The sequence below is a fragment of the Rhizobacter sp. genome (genome assembly GCF_046595475.1).
Taxonomy (GTDB): Bacteria; Pseudomonadota; Gammaproteobacteria; order Burkholderiales; family Burkholderiaceae_C; genus Rhizobacter.
Genome location: NZ_JBKJOQ010000078.1, coordinates 1 through 18,839, shown reverse-complemented (window position 1 = coordinate 18,839; position 18,839 = coordinate 1). Strand labels below are relative to the sequence as shown.

Genomic DNA, 18,839 nt, shown 5'->3' with positions numbered 1-18,839 from the left:
GAGATTCACTTGTCCACCAGCCAAGAAGGCTTGCGCTTGTTCAAGAAGGCTTGCACGCCTTCGCGGCCTTCGTCGCTCGCGCGTATGTCGGCGATGCGTCTCGCACTCTCGGCTCGCAGGGTGTCGGTGATGGGCACACCCGCCACGTCTTGCACCAGCCGCTTGCAAGCACGCGTGGCCATGGGCCCGTTGTCGACCAGCGACGCGACGATCTCGTCGACCTTGGCGTCGAGCGTCTCCACGCTGCACACCTCGTGCACAAAGCCCAGCGCCTGCGCGCGCGCTGCACTGAAGCGCTCGGCCGTCACGAAGTAGCGCCGCGAGGCCTGCTCACCGAGCGCACGAATCACGTAGGGGCTGATCGTGCCCGGCAGCAAGCCGAGCTTGGCCTCGCTCAGGCAGAACGTGGCGACGTCGGAGGCCACCAACACGTCGCACACCGCGGCCAGGCCCACGCCACCGGCGTAGCAATCGCCGTGGATGCGCCCCACCACCGGCACCGGGCAGCTGTAGATGGCCCACAGCATGTCGGCCAGCGCCTGCGCGTCGGCGCGGTTCTGTTCCCAGCTGTAGTTGGCCATGGCGCGCATCCACGACAAGTCGGCGCCCGCGCAGAAGGCCTTGCCGTGGCCGCCGAGCACGATGGCCCGCAACGAGGCGTCGGCGCCTAGCTTGGTGAACGCAGCGCTCAACTCGGCGATCACCTCATCGTTGAAAGCATTGCGCACGTCGGGGCGGTTGAGGAAGACCTGGGCCACCGGGCCCTGGCGCTGGATGTCGAGCGTGCTCATGTGTCCGCCTTATTTGGCCCGCAGCTGGGCACTCGTGCCGACGCGTTTGCCAACGTCGGCGCTCCACACCACCTGGTCGTCCACCGCATACAGCCAGCAACGCTTTCCCTTGCGCGCGCATTGATCCAGGGCGAGGGTCATGGCTTCGGCTTTGTGGGACACAAAAATCCAGCCTCCATCTTCGTAAATCACGAAGGCTTTGGGGGGCTTCACGGTGAGGTAGCGGCGGTAGCCGTCCTGGCCTTCGGAGCGCAGGGGCACCGCATTGGCGTCTTCTATGGCTGCGAACGAGGTGGCCCCAGGCACAGGCAGGCGGTGCGACAAGGGAGTCTCGCTCGCAGCGGCGGATACCGGTGCCGGTGCGCGCAGCGTTGCCTTTGCTGGCGCGAGCGGCGCCACGCTCCCGATGCGCTTGGCCACGTCGGCGCTCCACACTACGCGGTCATCAACCGCATACAGCCAGCAGCGCCGACCCTCGCTTGTGCATTGCTCCAGCGGCTTGGTCATGGCGTCACGATCACCCCAAATGCGCCGCGAACCACCGTCTTCATAGACGACAAATGCCTTGGGCGTTGGCGATGCCAGGTATTGGCGATAGATCTGCTTGCCCCGCTCACTCACTGGCACCGCCTCCACATCGGTGACAGCTGCAAAGCCACTTGCCTCGGGCACCGGGGTGCGGTGGGTCAACGGGGCAACTGCGGGTGCCGGCATGGGTACCAGCGCGGGTGCAGAGGCTGCCACCACGGCCGCTGGCGCTTGCAGGCCCAGCACCGCGCGCGGCGGGTTGATGACCCTGTCGCTGTAGAGCTGCGTGAGCAGCTTCCCAGCCAGCTCATCGGCAAGCTCCGCGTCGAACTTGCCTGCAAACTTCGGGCGGAGGGTGATCTCACCACGCCACAGCATCTGGCCCGAGGGTTTCTGAAAAATCTCGGCATCCACTTCTAAGCGTGTACCCAGAAAGCCCCCCACCTGCGCTGCTCTGGGCGTGATCTTGAGGATTTGCGCAAAGCCGCTCAACTCGGGTGCCACGGCCGTGCCTTCTTGTGCACAAACAGCGGCCTGGCTCTCGATGCCGTTGTCGGCAAACACAACCGGCACACGCGCCACGAGGTGGCGCGACATGGCGTCGCTCAGCTCGTTACCAAGTGTCGATGCCGCGTTGCCTTTTGCATAGAACGTTCTCTTGAAGCACACCCCCAAGCGCGTGATGCGTTCACTCAAGACACTCGTGCGCTCACCCGACACCCGGGTAGAGACACAGCCCGCCAGCACCAGCAGGCCCACCAGCAAGACCAGAAAATTTTTTGCAAAGAAACGCATAGACAAAAATCCCTCTCGTTTGCTTTCATGGTCACTCGACATCACATGCGAAACACGCCGAACTTGGTGTCGGCGATCGGTGCATTCAAACTCGCGCTCAACCCCAGCGCCAACACCCGCCGCGTATCGGCCGGGTCGATCAGGCCGTCGTCCCACAGCCGCGCTGTCGCGTAGTACGGGTGGGCCTGTTGCTCGAACTGCTCGCGCACCGGCTGCTTGAAGGCGGCCTCTTCTTCTGCGCTCCAGCTGCCGCCCTTGGCTTCAATGCCATCACGCCGCACGGTGGCCAGCACGCTCGCGGCCTGCTCGCCGCCCATCACCGAGATGCGCGCGTTGGGCCACATCCACAAGAAGCGCGGGTCGAAGGCGCGGCCGCACATGCCGTAGTTGCCGGCGCCGAAACTGCCGCCGATGATGACGGTGAACTTCGGAACACGGGCAGTCGACACCGCCGTCACCATCTTGGCGCCATGCTTGGCAATGCCTTCGTTCTCGTACTTCTTGCCCACCATGAAGCCGGTGATGTTCTGCAAGAACACGAGCGGGATCTTGCGCTGGCAGCACAGCTCGATGAAGTGCGCGCCCTTTTGCGCTGACTCTGAAAACAGCACGCCGTTGTTGGCGACGATGCCCACCGGCATGCCCTCGATGTGCGCAAAGCCGGTGACCAGCGTGGCACCGTAGCGCGCCTTGAATTCTTCGAAGTCTGAGCCGTCGACGATGCGCGCAATGATCTCCCGCACGTCGAAGGGTTTGCGCGTGTCGGTTGGGATCACACCGTGCAGCTCCGCCGCGTCGAACAAGGGTGCTCGCGGCGCGATGCAGCTCAATTGCACGTCCTTGCGCCAGTTGAGGTGCGACACCGCCGTGCGCGCAATCGCCAATGCATGCGTGTCGTTCTGCGCCAGGTGGTCGGCCACGCCGCTCAAGCGCGTGTGCACATCACCACCGCCCAAGTCTTCGGCACTCACCACCTCGCCGATGGCGGCCTTCACCAGCGGCGGGCCGGCGAGAAAGATGGTGCCCTGGTTCTTGACGATGATCGACTCGTCGCTCATGGCCGGCATGTAGGCGCCGCCCGCGGTGCACGAGCCCATCACCACCGCGATCTGCGGTATGCCTGCGGCGCTCATCTGCGCCTGGTTGAAGAAGATGCGGCCGAAGTGGTCGCGGTCAGGAAACACCTCGTCTTGATTCGGCAGGTTGGCGCCACCGCTGTCGACCAGGTAGATGCACGGCAGCCGGTTGGCCTGCGCGATCTCTTGCGCGCGCAGGTGCTTCTTCACCGTGAGGGGGTAGTAGGTGCCGCCCTTCACGGTGGCGTCGTTGCAGACCACCATGCAGTCGACACCCGAGACGCGGCCGATGCCGGCGATGAGGCCTGCGCCGGGTGCGTCGCCGTTGTACAGGCCGTGCGCGGCCATCGGCGCGATTTCGAGAAATGGGGTGCCGGGGTCGAGCAGCATCTCGACGCGGTCACGCGGCAGCAGCTTGCCGCGCGCCACATGCTTGACCCTAGGTGCCACACCGCCACCCAATGCCACCTGGGCCAACTGGGCGTTGAGGTCGTCAACCAAGGCGCGCATGGCCGCTGCGTTGGCCTTGAAGTCTTCCGAGCGCGGGCTGAGCTTGGACGTGAGGGCGGGCATGCGGTCTCCGGCTGGCCCTGGCCGGGCCTTCTAGTTGACGTATACGTCAATTCTAGGGGCGTGCGCCGCGGGCGCTATTTCCGGGCTTTTTCTTGCAAGGGGCCGCCCGATTGCTTCCAGGCTTCGAAGCCGCCGTCGATGTGGGCGACGTGAGCCACCCCCATGTCCATCAACGTTTGCGTGGCCAGCGCCGACTGCCAGCCCAGCCCGCAAAAGAGCACGTACTCCTTGTCCTGCGAGAGCTCGGGCCGGTGGTCGGGCGACTCGGGGTCGGCCCAAACTCGAGCATGCCGCGCGGCACATGAAAGGCGCCGGGGATCGCGCCTTCTTGCTCCAGCTCTCGCACGTCGCGCACATCGACAAACTGCACGCCCGGCTGGCCGTGCATCTCGCGCGCTTGCGCCACGGTGTAGGTGGTGACGCGGCCCATGGCTTCATCGACCAGTGCCTTCGCAGTTTTCTTCATGGCAGTGCCTCCTAGCACTGCCGACCTTAGCGCTGTTTGGTGTGGCGCGGTAGACCGTTTTGACAACCCCGGCATCGCCGTTCCCGCGCAGCCGGCGCGCATGATCGATTCGCCTTGCAGGCAAGCCCGGTGAGGCCATTCCACTTCAACCACCGAACGGAGGACACATGAAGAACTTGGAGCACACCCTGGCAGCCATCGAAGCCCTGAACCTGGACTTGATCAAGTTCAAGGCCACGCGGCGAGAAGACGGCTACGGCTGGTCAGCCACCTATGCCGACAAGATGGAGCAGGCCTACAAGCGCTACCTCATGCTGCATGCCAAGTACCCGGGCTTGACCCTGGCGCCTGACCAAGACATAGACCGCTTCTGGCACATGCACATCCTCGACACGCGCAAGTACGCGGCCGACTGCGAAGAAGCCTTCGGCCACTTCGTGCACCACTTTCCCTACCTCGGGCTGCGTGGCGCAGAAGACGCCCAGGCTTTGCAAGCTGCCTTCGAAGCCATGCAAACGCTGTATGAGCGCGAGTTCGGTGAGGCCATGCCGCAGAGCCGCACCGACACGGTGGCCGCAGCGTGGTGCGGGGTCGACCCGACGGGCCACTCGAGCGGCCCCCGGCGCGCCGCGTGGTGCGGTATCGACCCGACCGTCAACGCAGGTGCTGAAAGCGGCCACCGGCTCGCGTCATGAGCCGATGAGCCCCTGGACAGAGGGGCTCGTGGGCGCCGGCGTCAGAACAAGCTGGGCTTGGCAAACCCGCGTGCGTCTATCTCTTGCTGCACGGTGTTGGCGCCGCTGGGCGCATCAAGATCCGCGAGCGTTCCCACGCCTTCGCTGCCGACGATGCCGCCACTCACGTTCACATCGAATGCAGTGGTGGTCGAGCTGCAGCTGGTGGTAGGTGCATAGGTGATCTTGCTGGCGCCGAGCGTGTACTCGGTGGCGCTGGCGCCGAGAGTGGCAGTTTGCGACTGAAACGTGGCGACCGGCGTGTGGCTGTTGCCCGGCCCGGCCCAGTTGCACACCATGCCTTGCAGTGCACCGTCGCTGGTGGCCACGTCGTCGGCAAAGGCGAAATAGCCGTCGAGCGTGCGCACCTCGGTGACAGTGTTGAAGGCGGCATGCGCCGCCAGCGAGCGCGACTTGCCGTCGCCCGTGCCGGCTTGCCAGGCGAAGAGAAAGTCACCCGCCACGGTGTCCTTGTCGAAGCTGCCGGCAAAGCGCGTGAAGCCGGCGCGCCAGCCAGTGCTGCCAGCACGCGTGTTGCCGCTGATCTTTGCGGCCGGGTCGATCTGGCCGTCGACACTGAAGCTCGCCACTTCAGCCGCGTAGTTGACGCTGCCGCTGCTCGGGTGGCCACAGTACTGGCCGTCACGGCTGCCAAACTCGATGGCTGAGCCGTTGCGGCTGTATTTGACGGTGCTGACCTGCGCCACCTTGTAGCGGCCAGTGCCGCTATCGACTTCGTCGGTACACGCGAACGCCGGGTCGGTCGACAGCTGGAAGCCCGCCACCTGCATCACTCCGCTGTAAACAGAGTGGCTGCCCCCGGGCGTGTGCTTGAGGATCACTTCACCACTGGTGGCGTTGACGCCGCTGCCCATGCTCACCACCAGGCGATAGGTGTACATCGCCGCACCCGCGTCGAGCGCGATGGTGGCGGCGTCAACCGTCACAGCCGACAGTGCAGGCACGGCGGCGAGCGCGGTCTGAAGGTAGGTCTTGATGTCCAGGCTGGCGCCAGCGGCCGGCATGCTCAGGCTGCTCTTGCCGACCGTGACACGCATCACCGCCATCAGGCGCAGGCCTTGTTTCACACGGCCTTTCACGCCAGCCACGCGCGCATTCAGCTCGGCAGCCACGCAGGGTTGTGTGCTGCCTTCGGTGGCGGTCCACATGCCCAGGTCACCGCCGGGCAAGGTGCCCGCTGCAGCCGGCATGCCGGAGGTGAAATCCTGGTGGCTGATGTAGGCAACGCTCGGGCCGTAGCAATTGGCGTTGTTGCTGCCGTTGAACAAGGCGTTGAGGTTGAGCGCCGTGCCCAATGCCACGCTCGCGTCGCCGCTGACCAGTTTGTCGATGACGGCAGAGTCGGCCTTGAGATCAGGCTCAACGGCTGTCGCCGCATGGGCCTGCCCCGCGGGCACCAGCACTGTGGCCAGGCGGCCGAGTGCGCGGCCGTCGCCGCGCGACAACGCAGCCCAGGTGGCACGGCCGAAATCGAACGCGTAGCGCAAGCCATCGGCCGGGGCGGCACTCGCCACCGTGCCAGGCGCACTGAGGGCGGTGGGTGTGCCCACCGACAAGCCGGTGGGAAAGGTGCCGCCAGCCGAAACGGTGGCAGGCGCATCGATCACAGCGCCCGACGACGACGGGCTGCCGCCGCAGGCTGTCAACACGACGACTGCCACCGCCATGGCAACCGGCGTTGCGACAAGGATGGCGGCGCGGCTGGCGCGACGGGGGGTGTGCATCGGAGACTCCTCGGGTGACCCGCAGAAGCCGCGGTACCGTGTCTTCGACCTTCGCGCGCCCAGCTTGAGACCTCAATCGTGGTGCTTTGCAACAGGCTCAGGCCAGCGCGCGCCCGATCAAAATTTTCTGCACGTCGCTCGTGCCTTCGTAGATCTGGCACACGCGCACGTCGCGGTAGATGCGCTCCACCGGGAAGTCGCTCACGTAGCCGTAGCCGCCGTGGATCTGGATGGCGGCGGAGCACACGCGCTCGGCCATTTCGCTCGCGAAAAGCTTGGCCATGGCGGCCTCCTTCAAACACGGCTGGCCCGCATCTTTCAGGCTGGCTGCGTGGTGGATGAGCTGGCGAGCCGCTTCGATCTGCGTGGCCATTTCGCCCAGGCGAAACTGCACCGCCTGGTGCTCGAAAATGGGCTTGCCGAACGCCACGCGCTCCTTGGCATAACGCAGTGCCGCATCGAAGGCCGCGCGCGCCATGCCGACTGCTTGTGAGGCGATGCCTATGCGCCCGCCTTCCAGGCCCGACAACGCAATCTTCAGGCCCTGGCCTGCGTCGCCCAGCAGGTTGGCAGCCGGCACAAGACAGTTTTCGAACAAGATTTGCGCGGTGTCGCTCGCGTGTTGGCCCATCTTGTCTTCGAGACGCGCGACGGTGTAGCCGGGCGTCTTGGTTGGCACGATGAAAGCGCTGATGCCTTTCTTGCCTGCTGCTTTGTCGGTGACGGCCATCACGATGGCCACGTCACCGGTCTTGCCGCTGGTGATGAATTGCTTCACGCCGTTGAGCACGTAGTGGTCGCCTTCTTCGCCCTTGACAAGAGCGGCCGTGGTTTTCAGGCCGTCAGCCTGCGAGCCCACGTGCGGCTCGGTCAGGCAGAAGGCACCGAGCATGTCGCCGCGCGCGAGGGGCTTCAGCCACTGCTCTTTCTGCGCGTCGTTGCCCCAGGCCATCAAGATGGAACACACCGGGCAGTTGTTGACGCTCACGATGGTGGACGTGGCGCCGTCACCGGCGGCAATCTCTTCCAGGATCAGCGACAAGCTCAGGTAATCGAGCCCTGCACCGCCCCACTCGGTGGGCACGGCCACGCCATAACAGCCGAGAGCGGCCAAGCCCTTCAGCTCGGCGGCGGGGAAGTGCGCGGTCTTGTCCCACTGCGCCGCCTGCGGCGCGATGCGGTCTTGCACATAGACGCGCACGGCGTCTTGAACAGCACGGTGGTCTTCAGACAGCAGCATGGGTCAGCTCGCTTCCAGATCAGAGAGCGCCAGCAGCAGCGTGTCGCACTGCGTGTCGGTGCCAATGGTGATGCGCAGAAAGTCGGCAATGCGCGCCGGCTGGTCGAAGCGGCGCACAAGGATGCTGCGCTCGCGCAGGGCCGCGGCCAGCGCAGCGCCACTGTGCGACGGGTGACGCACGAAGAGGAAGTTGGCCTGCGAGGGCAGCACCTCAAATTGCAAGGCGCGCAGCGCCTCGGCCAGGCGCTCGCGGCTGTCGATCACGGCGCGCCGGGTGCGCTCGAAGTAAGGCGCGTCGTCCATCGCAGCGATGGCACCGGCGGTGGCCAAGCGGTCGAGCGGGTAGGAGTTGAAGCTGTCTTTCACCCGCGTGATGCCTTCGATCAGCGGCGCCTGGCCCATCGCATACCCGACACGCAAGCCGGCGAGCGACCGCGACTTCGACAGCGTCTGCACCACCAGCAGGTTGGGGTATTCAGCGATCAGCGGCACCGTCGACTCGGCGCCGAAGTCGACATAAGCCTCGTCGACCACGACCAGGGTGTCGGGACGCGCCTGGAGCAGGCGCTCGATCTCGGCGCGCGGGAGCGCACCGCCAGTGGGCGCATTGGGGTTGGCAAAAATGATGGCGCCCGCCTCGGGCTGCAGATAGTCGTCGATGTTCAGGCGCAGCTGCGCATCAAGTGGCACCGTGCGGTGCGTGATGCCATAGAGGCCGCAGTACACCGGATAGAAGGCATAGGTGATGTCGGGGAAGAGCAAGGGGCGCAGCGCGCCGTGGTTGAGCAGCGCCATGAACACATGGGCCAGCACCTCGTCGGAGCTGTTGCCCACGAAGACGTGCTCGGCGGTCAAGCCCATTTGCTTGGCGATGGCCGTGCGCAGCGCACGACCCGTGGGCTCGGGGTAGAGCCGCAGCCCTTCACCCACTTCAGCCCGTATCGCCTCCAGCACACGCGGGCTGGGTGGGTAAGGGTTCTCGTTGGTGTTGAGCTTGATCAGGCCCGTGACCTGCGGCTGCTCACCCGGCACGTAGGGGGTGAGTTGGTGGACGGTGTCGCTCCAGAAGGCGCTCATGCGAGTGAAGATGGCAAGGGGTGGCGGGTGCCCCAGGCATGCTGCTGGATGGTCTTCCAGTCGCTGCGGGTCAGGGCTTCTTTCTTGTCACGGGCCCAGCCTTTGATTTGGCGTTCGGCGGCGAAGGCTTCGTCGCGGGTGGCGAAGTCTTGTGACCAAACCAGAGTGACGGGCCTGCGGCGACGGGTGTAGCCGGGGTACTCGCCGGCGTGATGTTGGGCGATGCGCTGCTCCACGTTGTCGGTGTGGCCGACGTAGTAGGAACCGTCCGCGCAAAGGAGCATGTAGGTGTGGAAGCTCATGCGCGTTCGGAGTGGGCCTTCGATACCTCAGGCTGAGCGGTCGGGGGGCATGCGAGGGCCGGCGAACATGCTCCAACCGCTCAGCCTGAGGTATCGAAGGCCCGCACATGCGTCGCCCGACATTACACCAACTCCACCGCCAACGCCGTCGCCTCACCTCCGCCAATACACAGCGCCGCCACGCCGCGCTTCTTGCCGTACTTGCGCAAGGCCCCCAACAGCGTGACCACAATCCGCGCCCCACTCGCGCCAATGGGGTGGCCGAGCGCACACGCGCCGCCATGCACGTTAACGATCTCGTGTGGCAGCTTGAACTCATGCATGGCCGCCATCGTCACCGCGGCGAACGCCTCGTTCACTTCCCACAAATCCACATCCTTCGCTGACCAGCCTGTCTTCTTCAGCAGCTTCTCGATTGCGCCCACCGGTGCGGTGCTGAACCAGGCCGGTGCCTGCGCATGCACCGCATGACCGTGGATGCGCGCGAGCGGCGTGAGGCCGAGCTTGACGGCAGTGGACTCGCGCATGAGCACCAGCGCCGCGGCACCGTCTGAGATGCTCGATGCGTTGGCCGCAGTGATGGTGCCGTCGGGTCTGAAGGCAGGCTTCAAGCCGGAAACCTTGTCGAGCCTGGCCTTGAAGGGCTGCTCGTCGAACTTCACGACGGTGTCACCCGCTTTCCCACTCAGAGTGACCGGCGCCATCTCCCAATCGAAGCTGCCGTCTTCATTGGCGCGCTTGCTGCGCTGGGTAGACGCAATCGCAAACGCGTCCTGCGCCTCGCGGGTGAACTGGTACTTGGCCACACACTCTTCGGCAAACACGCCCATCGCGCGGCCCTTGTCATACGCGTCTTCCAGGCCGTCGATGGCCATGTGGTCGAACATCTGCGCCGCGCCATAGCGCACACCCTTGCGCGCGAACATCAAATGCGGCGCGTTGGTCATGCTCTCCATGCCGCCCGCCACCACCACATCGGCGCTCTCGGCCCTGAGCATGTCATGCGCAAACATCATGGCGCGCATTCCCGAGCCGCACATCTTCGAGAGCGTGACCGCACCCGTGGCCTGCGGCAGGCCAGCGCCCAGGGCCGCCTGGCGGGCCGGCGCCTGGCCCTGGCCGGCCATCAGGCAGTTGCCCATCAGCACCTCGTTCACCGCATCACCGGGGACGCCCGCGCGGGCGACCGCAGCCTTGATGGCCACGGCGCCCAGCTGGTGCGCGGCGAGGTTGCTGAAGTCGCCCAGCATGCCGCCAATGGGCGTGCGGGCTGCAGAAACGATGACGATGGAATCGGCCATGGTGTTGCTCCTTTGCAAACCTGTCTTTCAGGAAATGACGAGAAATGGGCGCCCGGCCTTTCTAGGCCAGGCTGTTGTCTAGCGACGAGGTGCTGTCGGGTGCATGCGCCGCGCGCCGCTCCAAGCCGGCAGGCGCCGCACCGTCGCGCAGGCGGCGCTGGCTCTTGAAGCGCTTGGCCGACTCATACGGAAACACATCGTGCACATGACCGGCCAGGATGCGCTCCTTGTGGCCCTGCCAGAAGGCGGCGTCGAGCAGGTCGGCGTGGTGCTTCATGAACACCTCGCGCACCGCCGTGTTGCCCAGCAAGAACGGCTCGAAGGTCTCGGGGAACACATCGCGCGGCCCCACGCGGTACCAGATTTCGCCGGACATCTCTTCTTCTTCGTTGCGCGGCTCGGGCACCTTGCGGAATTGACAGTCGGTCAGGTATTCGATCTCGTCGTAGTCGTAGAACACGACCTTGCCATTGCGGGTGATGCCGAAGTTCTTCCACAGCATGTCGCCGGGGAAGATGTTGGCGGCCACCAGGTCTTTGATGGCGTTGCCGTACTCGATCACCGCCTGCTCGATCTGCTGACGGTTGGCCTCTTGCAGATAGATGTTGAGCGGGATCATGCGCCGCTCGATGTACACGTGGCGTATTACCAGCTCGTCGCCGTCTTCTTCAAGCAGGCTGGGGCAGAAATGCTTCAGCTCGGCGATCAGCTCTTCTTCGAAACGCACCCGCGGGAAGGCCACGTTGCTGTACTCGAGCGTGTCGGCCATGCGGCCCACGCGGTCGTGGGTCTTCACCAGCAGGTACTTGCTCTGGATGATTTCGCGCGTGGTGTCTTTTTGTGGTGGGTAAAAGTCTTTGATGACCTTGAACACAAAAGGAAACGACGGCAGGTCGAATACCAGCATCACCATGCCCTTGATGCCGGGTGCGATGCGAAACTTGTCTGATGAATGACGCAAGTGCGCCAGGAAGTCGCGGTAGAAAAGGTTCTTGCCCTGCTTTTGCAGGCCCAGCGCGTTGTAGATCTCCGAGCGCGGCTTGCGCGGCATCAGCGAGCGCAAAAACTGCACGTACGCCGACGGAATCTCCATGTTCACAAGAAAGTAGGCGCGTGCGAAGCTGAACAGCATCTGCAACTCGTCTTCGCCGAAGAGTGCGGTGTCGATGAGCAGCATGCCGCTGTGCGGCGTGTGCAAGATCGGCAGCGCAAACGGCGTCTCCTTGAAGCCGTTGATGATCTTGCCCACCACATAGGCGCCCTTGTTGCGGAAGAAGAGCGAGCTCAAGACCTGGATCTGGAAGTTGGCACGCGGGCGAAAGTCGCCCAGCTCGCGGGCCACGGCGTTGAGCACGTGATCGATGTCGCGGCCCAGGTCTTCAAATTCGCGCTGCAGCTGAAAGTTGTTGATCAGTCGCAGCCAGTTGTCGCGCAGCGTTTCCTTGGTGGGGTAGTAGGCACGGTAGGTCGGCATCGCCGCCGGCTCTTCGTTCTCGATGTACTCGGTGGACACCGCCGGGCGCAGGAAAATGAAATCGTTGTGGAAGTAGCTGCGGTGCAGGATCTTGGTCGTGACCGAATTGAAAAAGGTCTCGGCCAGCTCGGGCTGGTGGTGGTTGGTGAGCAGGCCGATGTAGTGCAGCTTGATCTGCTGCCACACGTTCATCGACAGCGTGCTGGCCTTGAACTCGGTCTGCAGGCGCTCGGCCGCTTCTTCCACGCGCTTGTCATAGAACTCGATGCGCTCGCGCTGGGCGCGCTGCTGGCCGTGCCAGTCGGCCGCCTCGAAGCGCGTCTTGGCCTCGGCGCTGGCCTCCCGAAAGAGCGTGTAGTGGCGGTCGAAGCCGTCGAGCATCGCGTTGGCGATGTCGAAAGCACGCAGGTCGGTCAGCTCCTGGGGAAAGACGGCCATGCGCATCAGTCGGCCTCGCTGGGAACTAAATCGGGCGTGTAGCGAATGCGTATGAAGTTGATGGCTTCGTCGTACGCAGCCATCGTCTCTTCAGCACTGGCCACCGTCATGCGCAGGTCTTGCAGCTGGCCGTTGTGCAAGCCGTAGACCCAGCCGTGCACCACCAACTCCTGGTTGCGCTGCCAGGCGTCTTGCACGATGGTGGTCTGGCAGGCGTTGAGCGCCTGCTCCACCACGTTGAGTTCGCACAACGCATTCACACGCTGGTTCTCGTCAACCATCTCAAGCCAGGCCTGGTGGCGGTTGCGCACGTCTTGCACGTGGCGTATCCAGTTGTCGGCCAGGCCGATGCGGCGGTCGTGCAGCGCAGCGGCCACGCCCCCACAGCCCGAGTGGCCGACGATGATGATGTGCTTGACCTTGAGCATGTCAGTGGCGAACTGGATCACCGACAGGCAGTTGAGGTCAGAGTGCACCACCACATTGGCCACGTTGCGGTGCACGAACAGCTCGCCCGGCAGCAGGCCCACCAGGTCGTTGGCGGGCACACGGCTGTCGGCGCAGCCTATCCACAGGTACTGCGGCGCCTGCTGCTTGAGCAGGCTGGTGAAGAAGCCGGGGCTGCGCGCCTCGGTGTCGCGCGCCCAGCTGAGGTTGCTTTCGAAGAGTTCTTTGAGTTCGGTGGTCATGGCGTGATTGGAGCAGACAGCCTCTTACATGGTCTCGGCAAACAACTCGCGGCCGATCAGCATGCGGCGGATCTCGCTGGTGCCGGCGCCGATTTCGTACAGCTTGGCGTCGCGCCAAAGCCGGCCCAGCGGGTATTCGTTGATGTAGCCGTTGCCACCGAAGATCTGTATGCCTTCGCCCGCCATCCAGGTGGCCTTCTCGGCGCACCAGAGGATCACGCTCGCGCAATCTTTGCGCACCTGGCGCACGTGCTCGGTTCCCAGGGCATCGAGGTTCTTGCCGACGGTGTAGCAGTACGCACGCGCCGCCTGCAGCACGGTGTACATGTCGGCCACCTTGCCCTGGATCAGCTGAAACTCGCCAATGCTCTGGCCGAACTGCTTGCGGTCATGGATGTAGGGCACCACGTTGTCCATCACCGACTGCATGATGCCCACCGGCCCGGCCGCCAGCACGGCGCGCTCGTAGTCGAGGCCGCTCATCAGCACGCGCGCACCGCCGTTCAAGGTGCCCAGCACGTTCTCAGCCGGCACCTCCACGTTGTGAAACACCAGCTCGCCCGTGTGGCTGCCCCGCATGCCGAGCTTGTCGAGCTTTTGCGCGATGGAAAAACCCTTCATACCCTTCTCGATGAGGAAGGCGGTTACGCCGCGCGCGCCCAGCTCGGGCTCGGTCTTGGCGTAGACGACGAGCGTGTCGGCATCGGGGCCGTTGGTGATCCAGAACTTCGTGCCGTTGAGCACGTACACGCCATCACGCTCTTCGGCCTTGAGCTTCATGCTGATGACGTCGGAGCCGGCGTTGTGCTCGCTCATGGCCAACGCACCCACGTGCTCGCCGCTGATCAGCTTGGGCAGGTACTTCTTGCGCTGTGCTTCGTTGCCGTTGCGCTTGATCTGGTTCACGCACAGGTTGCTGTGTGCGCCGTAGCTGAGGCCCACGCTGGCCGAGGCACGGCTGATTTCTTCCATCGCGATCATGTGGGCCAAGTAGCCCATGCCGGCACCGCCGTACTCTTCGCCCACCGTCACGCCCAGCACGCCCAGGGCGCCCATCTTGCGCCACAGGTCCATGGGGAACTGGTCGCTCTTGTCGATCTCGGCGGCGCGCGGGGCGATCTCGGTTTGCGCAAACTCGCGCACCGTGTCGCGCAGCGCGTCGATGTCTTCACCGAGCTGAAAGTCGAGGCCGGGCAGGTTCATGTTCGTGTCTCCAATCAGGCGGTTTTCGTTTCGGCTTCGGCCAACAGGCGCTTGGCTTCTTTCTCGTGCGTGCGCACTTCGTCGAGCGTGACGTGCAGGTCGGCCATCTGCTGCTCAAGCTGCGCGCGGTGCAGGGCCAGCACGCTCAGGAACTTCTTCAGCTGCGGCTGCGTGTCGCGCGGCGACTCGTACATGTCGACCAGCTCCTTCACCTCGGACAAGGTGAGCCCGAGGCGCTTGCCACGCAGCGTGAGCTTGAGCCGCGTGCGGTCACGCGGGGAGTAGACGCGGTTGCGCCCCTTGCGCTGCGGCAGCAGCAACCCGCAGTCTTCATAAAAACGGATGGCGCGGGTGGTGAGGTCGAACTCGCGCGCCAACTCACCGATGGTGTAGGTCGGGCCGGCGGCGGGTGAAACCTGGGTGACAGCAGCGACGGACATGGCTCCCTACAATGGCGCTCAATTGACGTATACGTAAAGTGTAGCGAACCTACCCCACCGCGCATGAATGCCCTCGAACATGAACTGAGCTACCCCTTGGGCGACACCTTGCCCGAGGCCGGCACCACCATCGAGGTGGCCCCCGGTGTGCGTTGGGTGCGCATGTCCTTGCCCTTTGCGCTGGACCACATCAACCTGTGGCTGCTGCGCGATGAGATCGACGGCCAGCAAGGTTGGACCATCGTCGACTGCGGCATCAGCAATGACGCCACGCGTGCCGCCTGGGAGCAGGTCTTTGCCCACGAGCTGCAAGGCCTGCCGGTGCTGCGTTTGATCGTGACCCATCTGCACCCCGATCACATCGGCCTGTCGCACTGGCTGTGCGAGCGCTGGTCTACACCTGAGCATGAGTGCCGCATGTGGATCAGCGGCACCGACTACAACGGTGCGCGCATGGCCAGCAACCCGGCCACCAGTGCCAGCGTCATCACGCCGGCCTTTGCGGCCAGCCACGGCATCACCGACCCTGAGATGTTGAATCTCATCAAGACCCGCGGCGGCCAATACTCGACCATGGTGCCCAAGGTGCCTGAGCGCTTTCGCCGCATCATCGACGGTGACCTGATCCGCATCGGCGGACACGACTGGCGCTGCCACGTCGGCTACGGCCACGCGCCCGAGCACATGTCGCTGCACTGCGCCGACCTGGGCGTGCTGATCTCGGGCGACATGGTGCTGCCGCGCATCTCCACCAACGTGGGCGTGCACGAGAACGAGCCCGAGGGCAACCCGCTGCTGCGCTACCTCGACTCGGTGGAGCGCATGCGCGTGGTGCCGGCCGACACGCTGGTGCTGCCCTCGCACGGCAAGCCCTTCCGCGGGCTGCACACCCGCATCGACCAGTTGAAGTCGCATCACGACGACCGCTTTGCCGATGTGATGCAGGCCTGCGCGGGGTCACCGCAGAGTGCTGCCGATCTGTTGAACGTGCTCTTCAAGCGCAAGCTCGACATGCACCAAACCACCTTTGCCATGGGCGAATCAATTGCCCACCTGAACGCGCTGTGGCATGCCGGCAAGCTGGTGCGTCGCGTAGACAGCGACGGCGTGCACCGTTTCTCGGTGGCCTGATTCGCGTTGCCCGTTCAGGCAGGCTTGAGCGACAGCGCCCAGCGCTGACTGGCCGCCACCACCTGCGCCAGCGTGCCAGTGGCCGGCGCATGAAACGCAAGGCCGACGCTGCGGCGAAAGCCAGTCAACTCGGCACAGTCGTCGCGCACCACGACACCGGGCCGCGCCTGGGCGGCATGCAGGGGCGCAATCGTCACGCCCACCCCCGCGGCCACCAGGCCCAGGGCCCACTCTTCGCTGTGAACACGCGCTCGCACCTCGGGCAGCACAGTGTCGCGCCCCAGAGCCGCTTGCCAGGAGTCACTCATTTCGCAATGGCTGCGCTCCACGAAAGGCTGCTGGTGCAGGTCGGCCAGCTGCAGCGTTTCTTTCACGGCCAGCGGGTGGTCTTCAGGGACTAGCAGCACATAGGGCTCTTCCCACAAGGTGACAAACTCGCTGCCTTCATCAGCGCAAGTGGCCGCGGTGAGCTCGGCGTCGGCCGGCGATTCATCTTCAGGCAGGCTCAAGGCCAGCAAGGGAATGTCGCGCCGCAGCTGGCGCAACAAGCGCTCGGTCTGCGCCAGGCTCAGCGAAGGCAGCACGCGCAACGCAAACGGCAGGCTCTCGCCCTGGCGAAAGCTTGCACTGATGGCGTCGGTGTCGGCCAGCAGCTTGCGCGCAAGCCGGTAGAGCCGCTGCGCCGCTGGCGTGGGGACCAAGCCGCGGTGCTGGCGCAAAAAGAGCCGCACCGACAGCTCCTCTTCGATCTGGCCGATGGCACTGGAGATGGCGGGTTGGGTGACGAAGCACAGCCGCGCAGCCGCCACCGTGCTGCGCTCCTCGAAGGCGGCGCAGAAGTAGCGCAGGTTGCGCAGGCTCAGCATGGTCAGCTCACTCCTGAAACTGCGGGAAGCGGGGCAAGGTCTTCGCCACGAATTCGTCGTGGGCCGGCACGACCACGAGCTGCGGGTACCGCTGCATCAAGCGGTGTATCTGCACAATGGCGCGGCGGTTGCTGGTGCTGTCGTAGTCGAGCTTGACGGCGGTGCGTGTGATCCACGGCCTGTCGGTGTGGCGCTGCAGGCCTTCGAGCGTCCAGGTGACGTCGCCGGTGAAGAAGTAGCGGCGGCCCGAGGGAAGGTTGAGAAACATGCCCACATGGCCGGCGGTGTGGCCGGCCAGCGGCACCAGCACCACAGAACCGTCGCCGAACACGTCGCGCTGCGCAGCAAAGCACAGGTAAGGCACCGGCGCAAAGCTCAGCTCGCGCCAGCGCTTCACGCCGCTGAACTGGCTTTGCAGGAACGCAGGCGCGTGGCCTTGCGCCGCATGCTCGCGCTCTGTTGTCTGCACCCACACGTCGGTGTCGGGAAAGTCGGCCAACCCGCTCACATGGTCCCAGTGCATGTGCGAGGGAATGATGGCCATCAGGCTGGCGGGCGCCACGCCGTGGCGCGCCAGTTGCGCCTGCGCGGGCTCCTCGGCGCGGTAGCCGAAGAACTCCCGGTCGATGACGCCATTGACAGAAAACTGGCGCTCCACGTCGCGGCCCAGGCCGGTGTCGAACAGCAGCGTGCCCTGAGGGTGGCGCACGAGCACGGCCGAGTGCACCGGCCGGCGAGGCGTGAACCAGCGGCCCCCCGCCACCACCAGCGCCTCGACCGTGCCAGCCGACTCACCTGTGCGCAGCACGGAGAAGGCCAGGCCCTGGGGCGGCCGGGCCGTTGGCCATTCGGCAGGGATGTCGGCCAGCCCGGCCATGGCGGCGTCCAGCGGCCGGTCTTGCCACGCCAGGAACGCCACACCCGCCACCAGCAGCGCCGCCACCGCCACCCCCACCCGCTTGACCACCTGACCTGCCCTCATTGCAATTGCTCCCTCAGAGTGAAGGCTGGACGGTAGCGGCGCGCCATCAATCAGGGAAATCGTATTTACCTTGGCCCGGGCGAAATTTTTCTTATAGGTGACTCGGCGGCGTGCAAGCCCATGGCACCCGCTCACATCTCGTCGATGGGGTTGTCCTGGGGCGTCTTGCTGTCCAGCGAGAAGCGCTCGCGGGTGTTGACGTAGTAGCTGGCCCCGAAGCGCGCCACCGGAAAGTACTCTTGCAGGCGCACCCGCCAGAGCTCGGTGTCGATCAGGCCTTCACGCGCATGCAGCCAGCGCACCTGGCCGATGAAGATCTGGCGGCTGGTGGTTTCCAGTGTTTCCCACAGCGTGCATTCGAAGGCGACCGGCGCTTCGGCGATGCGGGGCGGCTTCACGGCGCTGGAGGGCAACGCGGTCAGGCCCACATGGTCCAGCTCGCTCACGTCAGCAGGCAGGCGCTCGCCGCAGCGGTGCATCTTCTCGGCCATGGCTTCGTCGCTGATGTGAACGACGAACTCTTTGTCTCGCGCGATGTTGGCGGCGGTGTCTTTGAGGCTGCCGTCGGTGAGGCGGTTGATGCTGATCATCACGATGGGCGGCTCTTCACCGAGCATGTTGAACATGCTGAAGGGGGCGGCGTTGACGACGCCGGTTTCGCTGAGGGTGGTGACGAGGGCAATGGGCCTCGGGACGATCAGGCTGGCCATCAGCTTGTAGCGCTGGTATTCGGTGAGGGTGGAGAAGTCGATGTCCATGGGGTTACCTGGTTGGGTGCTCGTGCATCACCGCGGGGCCGCGCGTTACAGACCGCTCAGCCAGAAGTATCGAAGGCGCGCTCGAGCTTTACCTTGCAGGTCTTGTTCACTGAGTGAGGCCGCGTCGGGATGTGCCCCCGACAGGGCAGTAACTTTCTTTTGCTTCGCCAAAAGAAAGTCACCAAAGAAAAGGCGACCCTCGTCACCGGTCGGCCTAGGGCCGACTGCTC

18 protein-coding genes and 1 pseudogene are annotated in these 18,839 nt (G+C 64.9%); 2 read left to right on the top strand and 17 right to left on the bottom strand.

Features of this window, described 5'->3' with window-relative positions; all coding sequences use genetic code 11:
• Window positions 1-5 precede the first annotated feature (5 nt).
• The 4 genes and pseudogenes from AC30QB_RS13400 to AC30QB_RS13385 form a co-directional block, all read right to left on the bottom strand.
• On the bottom strand, window positions 6-791 hold the full coding sequence (locus AC30QB_RS13400; protein WP_489546722.1) for an enoyl-CoA hydratase/isomerase family protein: 786 nt from the start codon (window positions 789-791) through the stop codon (window positions 6-8).
• 9 nt (window positions 792-800) lie between these two features.
• Window positions 801-2,114 (bottom strand): hypothetical protein, encoded by a 1,314-nt coding sequence (locus tag AC30QB_RS13395; RefSeq protein WP_489546721.1) that lies wholly within the window; start codon window positions 2,112-2,114, stop codon window positions 801-803.
• Between the two features lie 41 nt (window positions 2,115-2,155).
• Window positions 2,156-3,763: a carboxyl transferase domain-containing protein gene (locus AC30QB_RS13390; RefSeq protein ID WP_489546720.1), complete on the bottom strand. Its 1,608-nt coding sequence runs from the start codon at window positions 3,761-3,763 to the stop codon at window positions 2,156-2,158.
• A 74-nt stretch (window positions 3,764-3,837) separates the two neighbouring features.
• Window positions 3,838-4,229, bottom strand: a pseudogene (locus AC30QB_RS13385) (rhodanese-like domain-containing protein).
• Between the two features lie 167 nt (window positions 4,230-4,396).
• Here AC30QB_RS13385 and AC30QB_RS13380 point away from each other — a divergent pair.
• Complete coding sequence (locus tag AC30QB_RS13380; protein WP_489546719.1) at window positions 4,397-4,924, top strand: glycine-rich domain-containing protein; 528 nt, start codon at window positions 4,397-4,399, stop codon at window positions 4,922-4,924.
• A gap of 41 nt (window positions 4,925-4,965) precedes the next feature.
• Here AC30QB_RS13380 and AC30QB_RS13375 read toward each other — a convergent pair whose 3' ends face one another.
• From AC30QB_RS13375 to AC30QB_RS13335, 9 genes are all read right to left on the bottom strand, one after another.
• Window positions 4,966-6,708 carry a hypothetical protein gene (locus tag AC30QB_RS13375; RefSeq protein ID WP_489546718.1) on the bottom strand — a complete coding sequence of 581 codons (1,743 nt, stop codon included), beginning with the start codon at window positions 6,706-6,708 and terminating at the stop codon, window positions 4,966-4,968.
• A gap of 97 nt (window positions 6,709-6,805) precedes the next feature.
• The gene (locus AC30QB_RS13370; RefSeq protein ID WP_489546717.1) at window positions 6,806-7,948 is read right to left on the bottom strand and encodes an acyl-CoA dehydrogenase family protein; all 1,143 of its coding nucleotides are present in this window, start codon (window positions 7,946-7,948) and stop codon (window positions 6,806-6,808) included.
• Window positions 7,949-7,951: 3 nt separating this feature from the next.
• Entirely contained in the window at window positions 7,952-9,025 is a 1,074-nt protein-coding gene (gene hisC, locus AC30QB_RS13365) for a histidinol-phosphate transaminase (protein ID WP_489546716.1), read from the bottom strand.
• Window positions 9,022-9,327, bottom strand: a complete 306-nt coding sequence (locus AC30QB_RS13360; protein WP_489546715.1) for a GIY-YIG nuclease family protein — start codon at window positions 9,325-9,327, stop codon at window positions 9,022-9,024. The genes hisC and AC30QB_RS13360 overlap by 4 nt, the downstream gene beginning before the upstream one ends.
• A gap of 122 nt (window positions 9,328-9,449) precedes the next feature.
• On the bottom strand, window positions 9,450-10,628 hold the full coding sequence (locus tag AC30QB_RS13355; RefSeq protein ID WP_489546714.1) for an acetyl-CoA C-acyltransferase: 1,179 nt from the start codon (window positions 10,626-10,628) through the stop codon (window positions 9,450-9,452).
• Between the two features lie 61 nt (window positions 10,629-10,689).
• A complete protein-coding gene (aceK, locus tag AC30QB_RS13350) occupies window positions 10,690-12,540 on the bottom strand; it encodes a bifunctional isocitrate dehydrogenase kinase/phosphatase (protein ID WP_489546788.1) in 1,851 nt (616 codons plus the stop codon).
• A 5-nt stretch (window positions 12,541-12,545) separates the two neighbouring features.
• The gene (can, locus tag AC30QB_RS13345; RefSeq protein WP_489546713.1) at window positions 12,546-13,229 is read right to left on the bottom strand and encodes a carbonate dehydratase; all 684 of its coding nucleotides are present in this window, start codon (window positions 13,227-13,229) and stop codon (window positions 12,546-12,548) included.
• Between the two features lie 24 nt (window positions 13,230-13,253).
• Complete coding sequence (locus tag AC30QB_RS13340) at window positions 13,254-14,432, bottom strand: isovaleryl-CoA dehydrogenase (RefSeq protein WP_489546712.1); 1,179 nt, start codon at window positions 14,430-14,432, stop codon at window positions 13,254-13,256.
• Window positions 14,433-14,446: 14 nt separating this feature from the next.
• The gene (locus AC30QB_RS13335) at window positions 14,447-14,872 is read right to left on the bottom strand and encodes a MerR family transcriptional regulator (RefSeq protein WP_489546711.1); all 426 of its coding nucleotides are present in this window, start codon (window positions 14,870-14,872) and stop codon (window positions 14,447-14,449) included.
• 63 nt (window positions 14,873-14,935) lie between these two features.
• Between AC30QB_RS13335 and AC30QB_RS13330 the strand changes: the two genes are divergently transcribed.
• Window positions 14,936-16,003 carry an MBL fold metallo-hydrolase gene (locus tag AC30QB_RS13330; protein WP_489546710.1) on the top strand — a complete coding sequence of 356 codons (1,068 nt, stop codon included), beginning with the start codon at window positions 14,936-14,938 and terminating at the stop codon, window positions 16,001-16,003.
• Between the two features lie 14 nt (window positions 16,004-16,017).
• On the opposite strand, the gene AC30QB_RS13325 is transcribed toward AC30QB_RS13330, so the two are convergent.
• From AC30QB_RS13325 to AC30QB_RS13310, 4 genes are all read right to left on the bottom strand, one after another.
• Window positions 16,018-16,869 carry a LysR family transcriptional regulator gene (locus AC30QB_RS13325; protein ID WP_489546709.1) on the bottom strand — a complete coding sequence of 284 codons (852 nt, stop codon included), beginning with the start codon at window positions 16,867-16,869 and terminating at the stop codon, window positions 16,018-16,020.
• Between the two features lie 7 nt (window positions 16,870-16,876).
• Window positions 16,877-17,851 (bottom strand): MBL fold metallo-hydrolase, encoded by a 975-nt coding sequence (locus AC30QB_RS13320; RefSeq protein ID WP_489546708.1) that lies wholly within the window; start codon window positions 17,849-17,851, stop codon window positions 16,877-16,879.
• Window positions 17,852-17,982: 131 nt separating this feature from the next.
• The gene (locus AC30QB_RS13315) at window positions 17,983-18,609 is read right to left on the bottom strand and encodes a flavin reductase family protein (protein WP_489546707.1); all 627 of its coding nucleotides are present in this window, start codon (window positions 18,607-18,609) and stop codon (window positions 17,983-17,985) included.
• 45 nt (window positions 18,610-18,654) lie between these two features.
• On the bottom strand, window positions 18,655-18,839 hold a 185-nt coding region (locus tag AC30QB_RS13310; protein ID WP_489546706.1), incomplete at its 5' end, for a hypothetical protein.

Excerpts from the sequence above, each read along its gene's own strand:
- AC30QB_RS13400 (WP_489546722.1), bottom strand. The coding sequence starts at position 791 with ATGAGCACGCTCGACATCCAGCGCCAGGGCCCGGTGGCCCAGGTCTTC.
- AC30QB_RS13395 (WP_489546721.1), bottom strand. The coding sequence starts at position 2,114 with ATGCGTTTCTTTGCAAAAAATTTTCTGGTCTTGCTGGTGGGCCTGCTG.
- AC30QB_RS13390 (WP_489546720.1), bottom strand. The coding sequence starts at position 3,763 with ATGCCCGCCCTCACGTCCAAGCTCAGCCCGCGCTCGGAAGACTTCAAG.
- AC30QB_RS13380 (WP_489546719.1), top strand. The coding sequence starts at position 4,397 with ATGAAGAACTTGGAGCACACCCTGGCAGCCATCGAAGCCCTGAACCTG.
- AC30QB_RS13375 (WP_489546718.1), bottom strand. The coding sequence starts at position 6,708 with ATGCACACCCCCCGTCGCGCCAGCCGCGCCGCCATCCTTGTCGCAACG.
- AC30QB_RS13370 (WP_489546717.1), bottom strand. The coding sequence starts at position 7,948 with ATGCTGCTGTCTGAAGACCACCGTGCTGTTCAAGACGCCGTGCGCGTC.
- hisC (WP_489546716.1), bottom strand. The coding sequence starts at position 9,025 with ATGAGCGCCTTCTGGAGCGACACCGTCCACCAACTCACCCCCTACGTG.
- AC30QB_RS13360 (WP_489546715.1), bottom strand. The coding sequence starts at position 9,327 with ATGAGCTTCCACACCTACATGCTCCTTTGCGCGGACGGTTCCTACTAC.
- AC30QB_RS13355 (WP_489546714.1), bottom strand. The coding sequence starts at position 10,628 with ATGGCCGATTCCATCGTCATCGTTTCTGCAGCCCGCACGCCCATTGGC.
- aceK (WP_489546788.1), bottom strand. The coding sequence starts at position 12,540 with ATGGCCGTCTTTCCCCAGGAGCTGACCGACCTGCGTGCTTTCGACATC.
- can (WP_489546713.1), bottom strand. The coding sequence starts at position 13,229 with ATGACCACCGAACTCAAAGAACTCTTCGAAAGCAACCTCAGCTGGGCG.
- AC30QB_RS13340 (WP_489546712.1), bottom strand. The coding sequence starts at position 14,432 with ATGAACCTGCCCGGCCTCGACTTTCAGCTCGGTGAAGACATCGACGCG.
- AC30QB_RS13335 (WP_489546711.1), bottom strand. The coding sequence starts at position 14,872 with ATGTCCGTCGCTGCTGTCACCCAGGTTTCACCCGCCGCCGGCCCGACC.
- AC30QB_RS13330 (WP_489546710.1), top strand. The coding sequence starts at position 14,936 with ATGAATGCCCTCGAACATGAACTGAGCTACCCCTTGGGCGACACCTTG.
- AC30QB_RS13325 (WP_489546709.1), bottom strand. The coding sequence starts at position 16,869 with ATGCTGAGCCTGCGCAACCTGCGCTACTTCTGCGCCGCCTTCGAGGAG.
- AC30QB_RS13320 (WP_489546708.1), bottom strand. The coding sequence starts at position 17,851 with ATGAGGGCAGGTCAGGTGGTCAAGCGGGTGGGGGTGGCGGTGGCGGCG.
- AC30QB_RS13315 (WP_489546707.1), bottom strand. The coding sequence starts at position 18,609 with ATGGACATCGACTTCTCCACCCTCACCGAATACCAGCGCTACAAGCTG.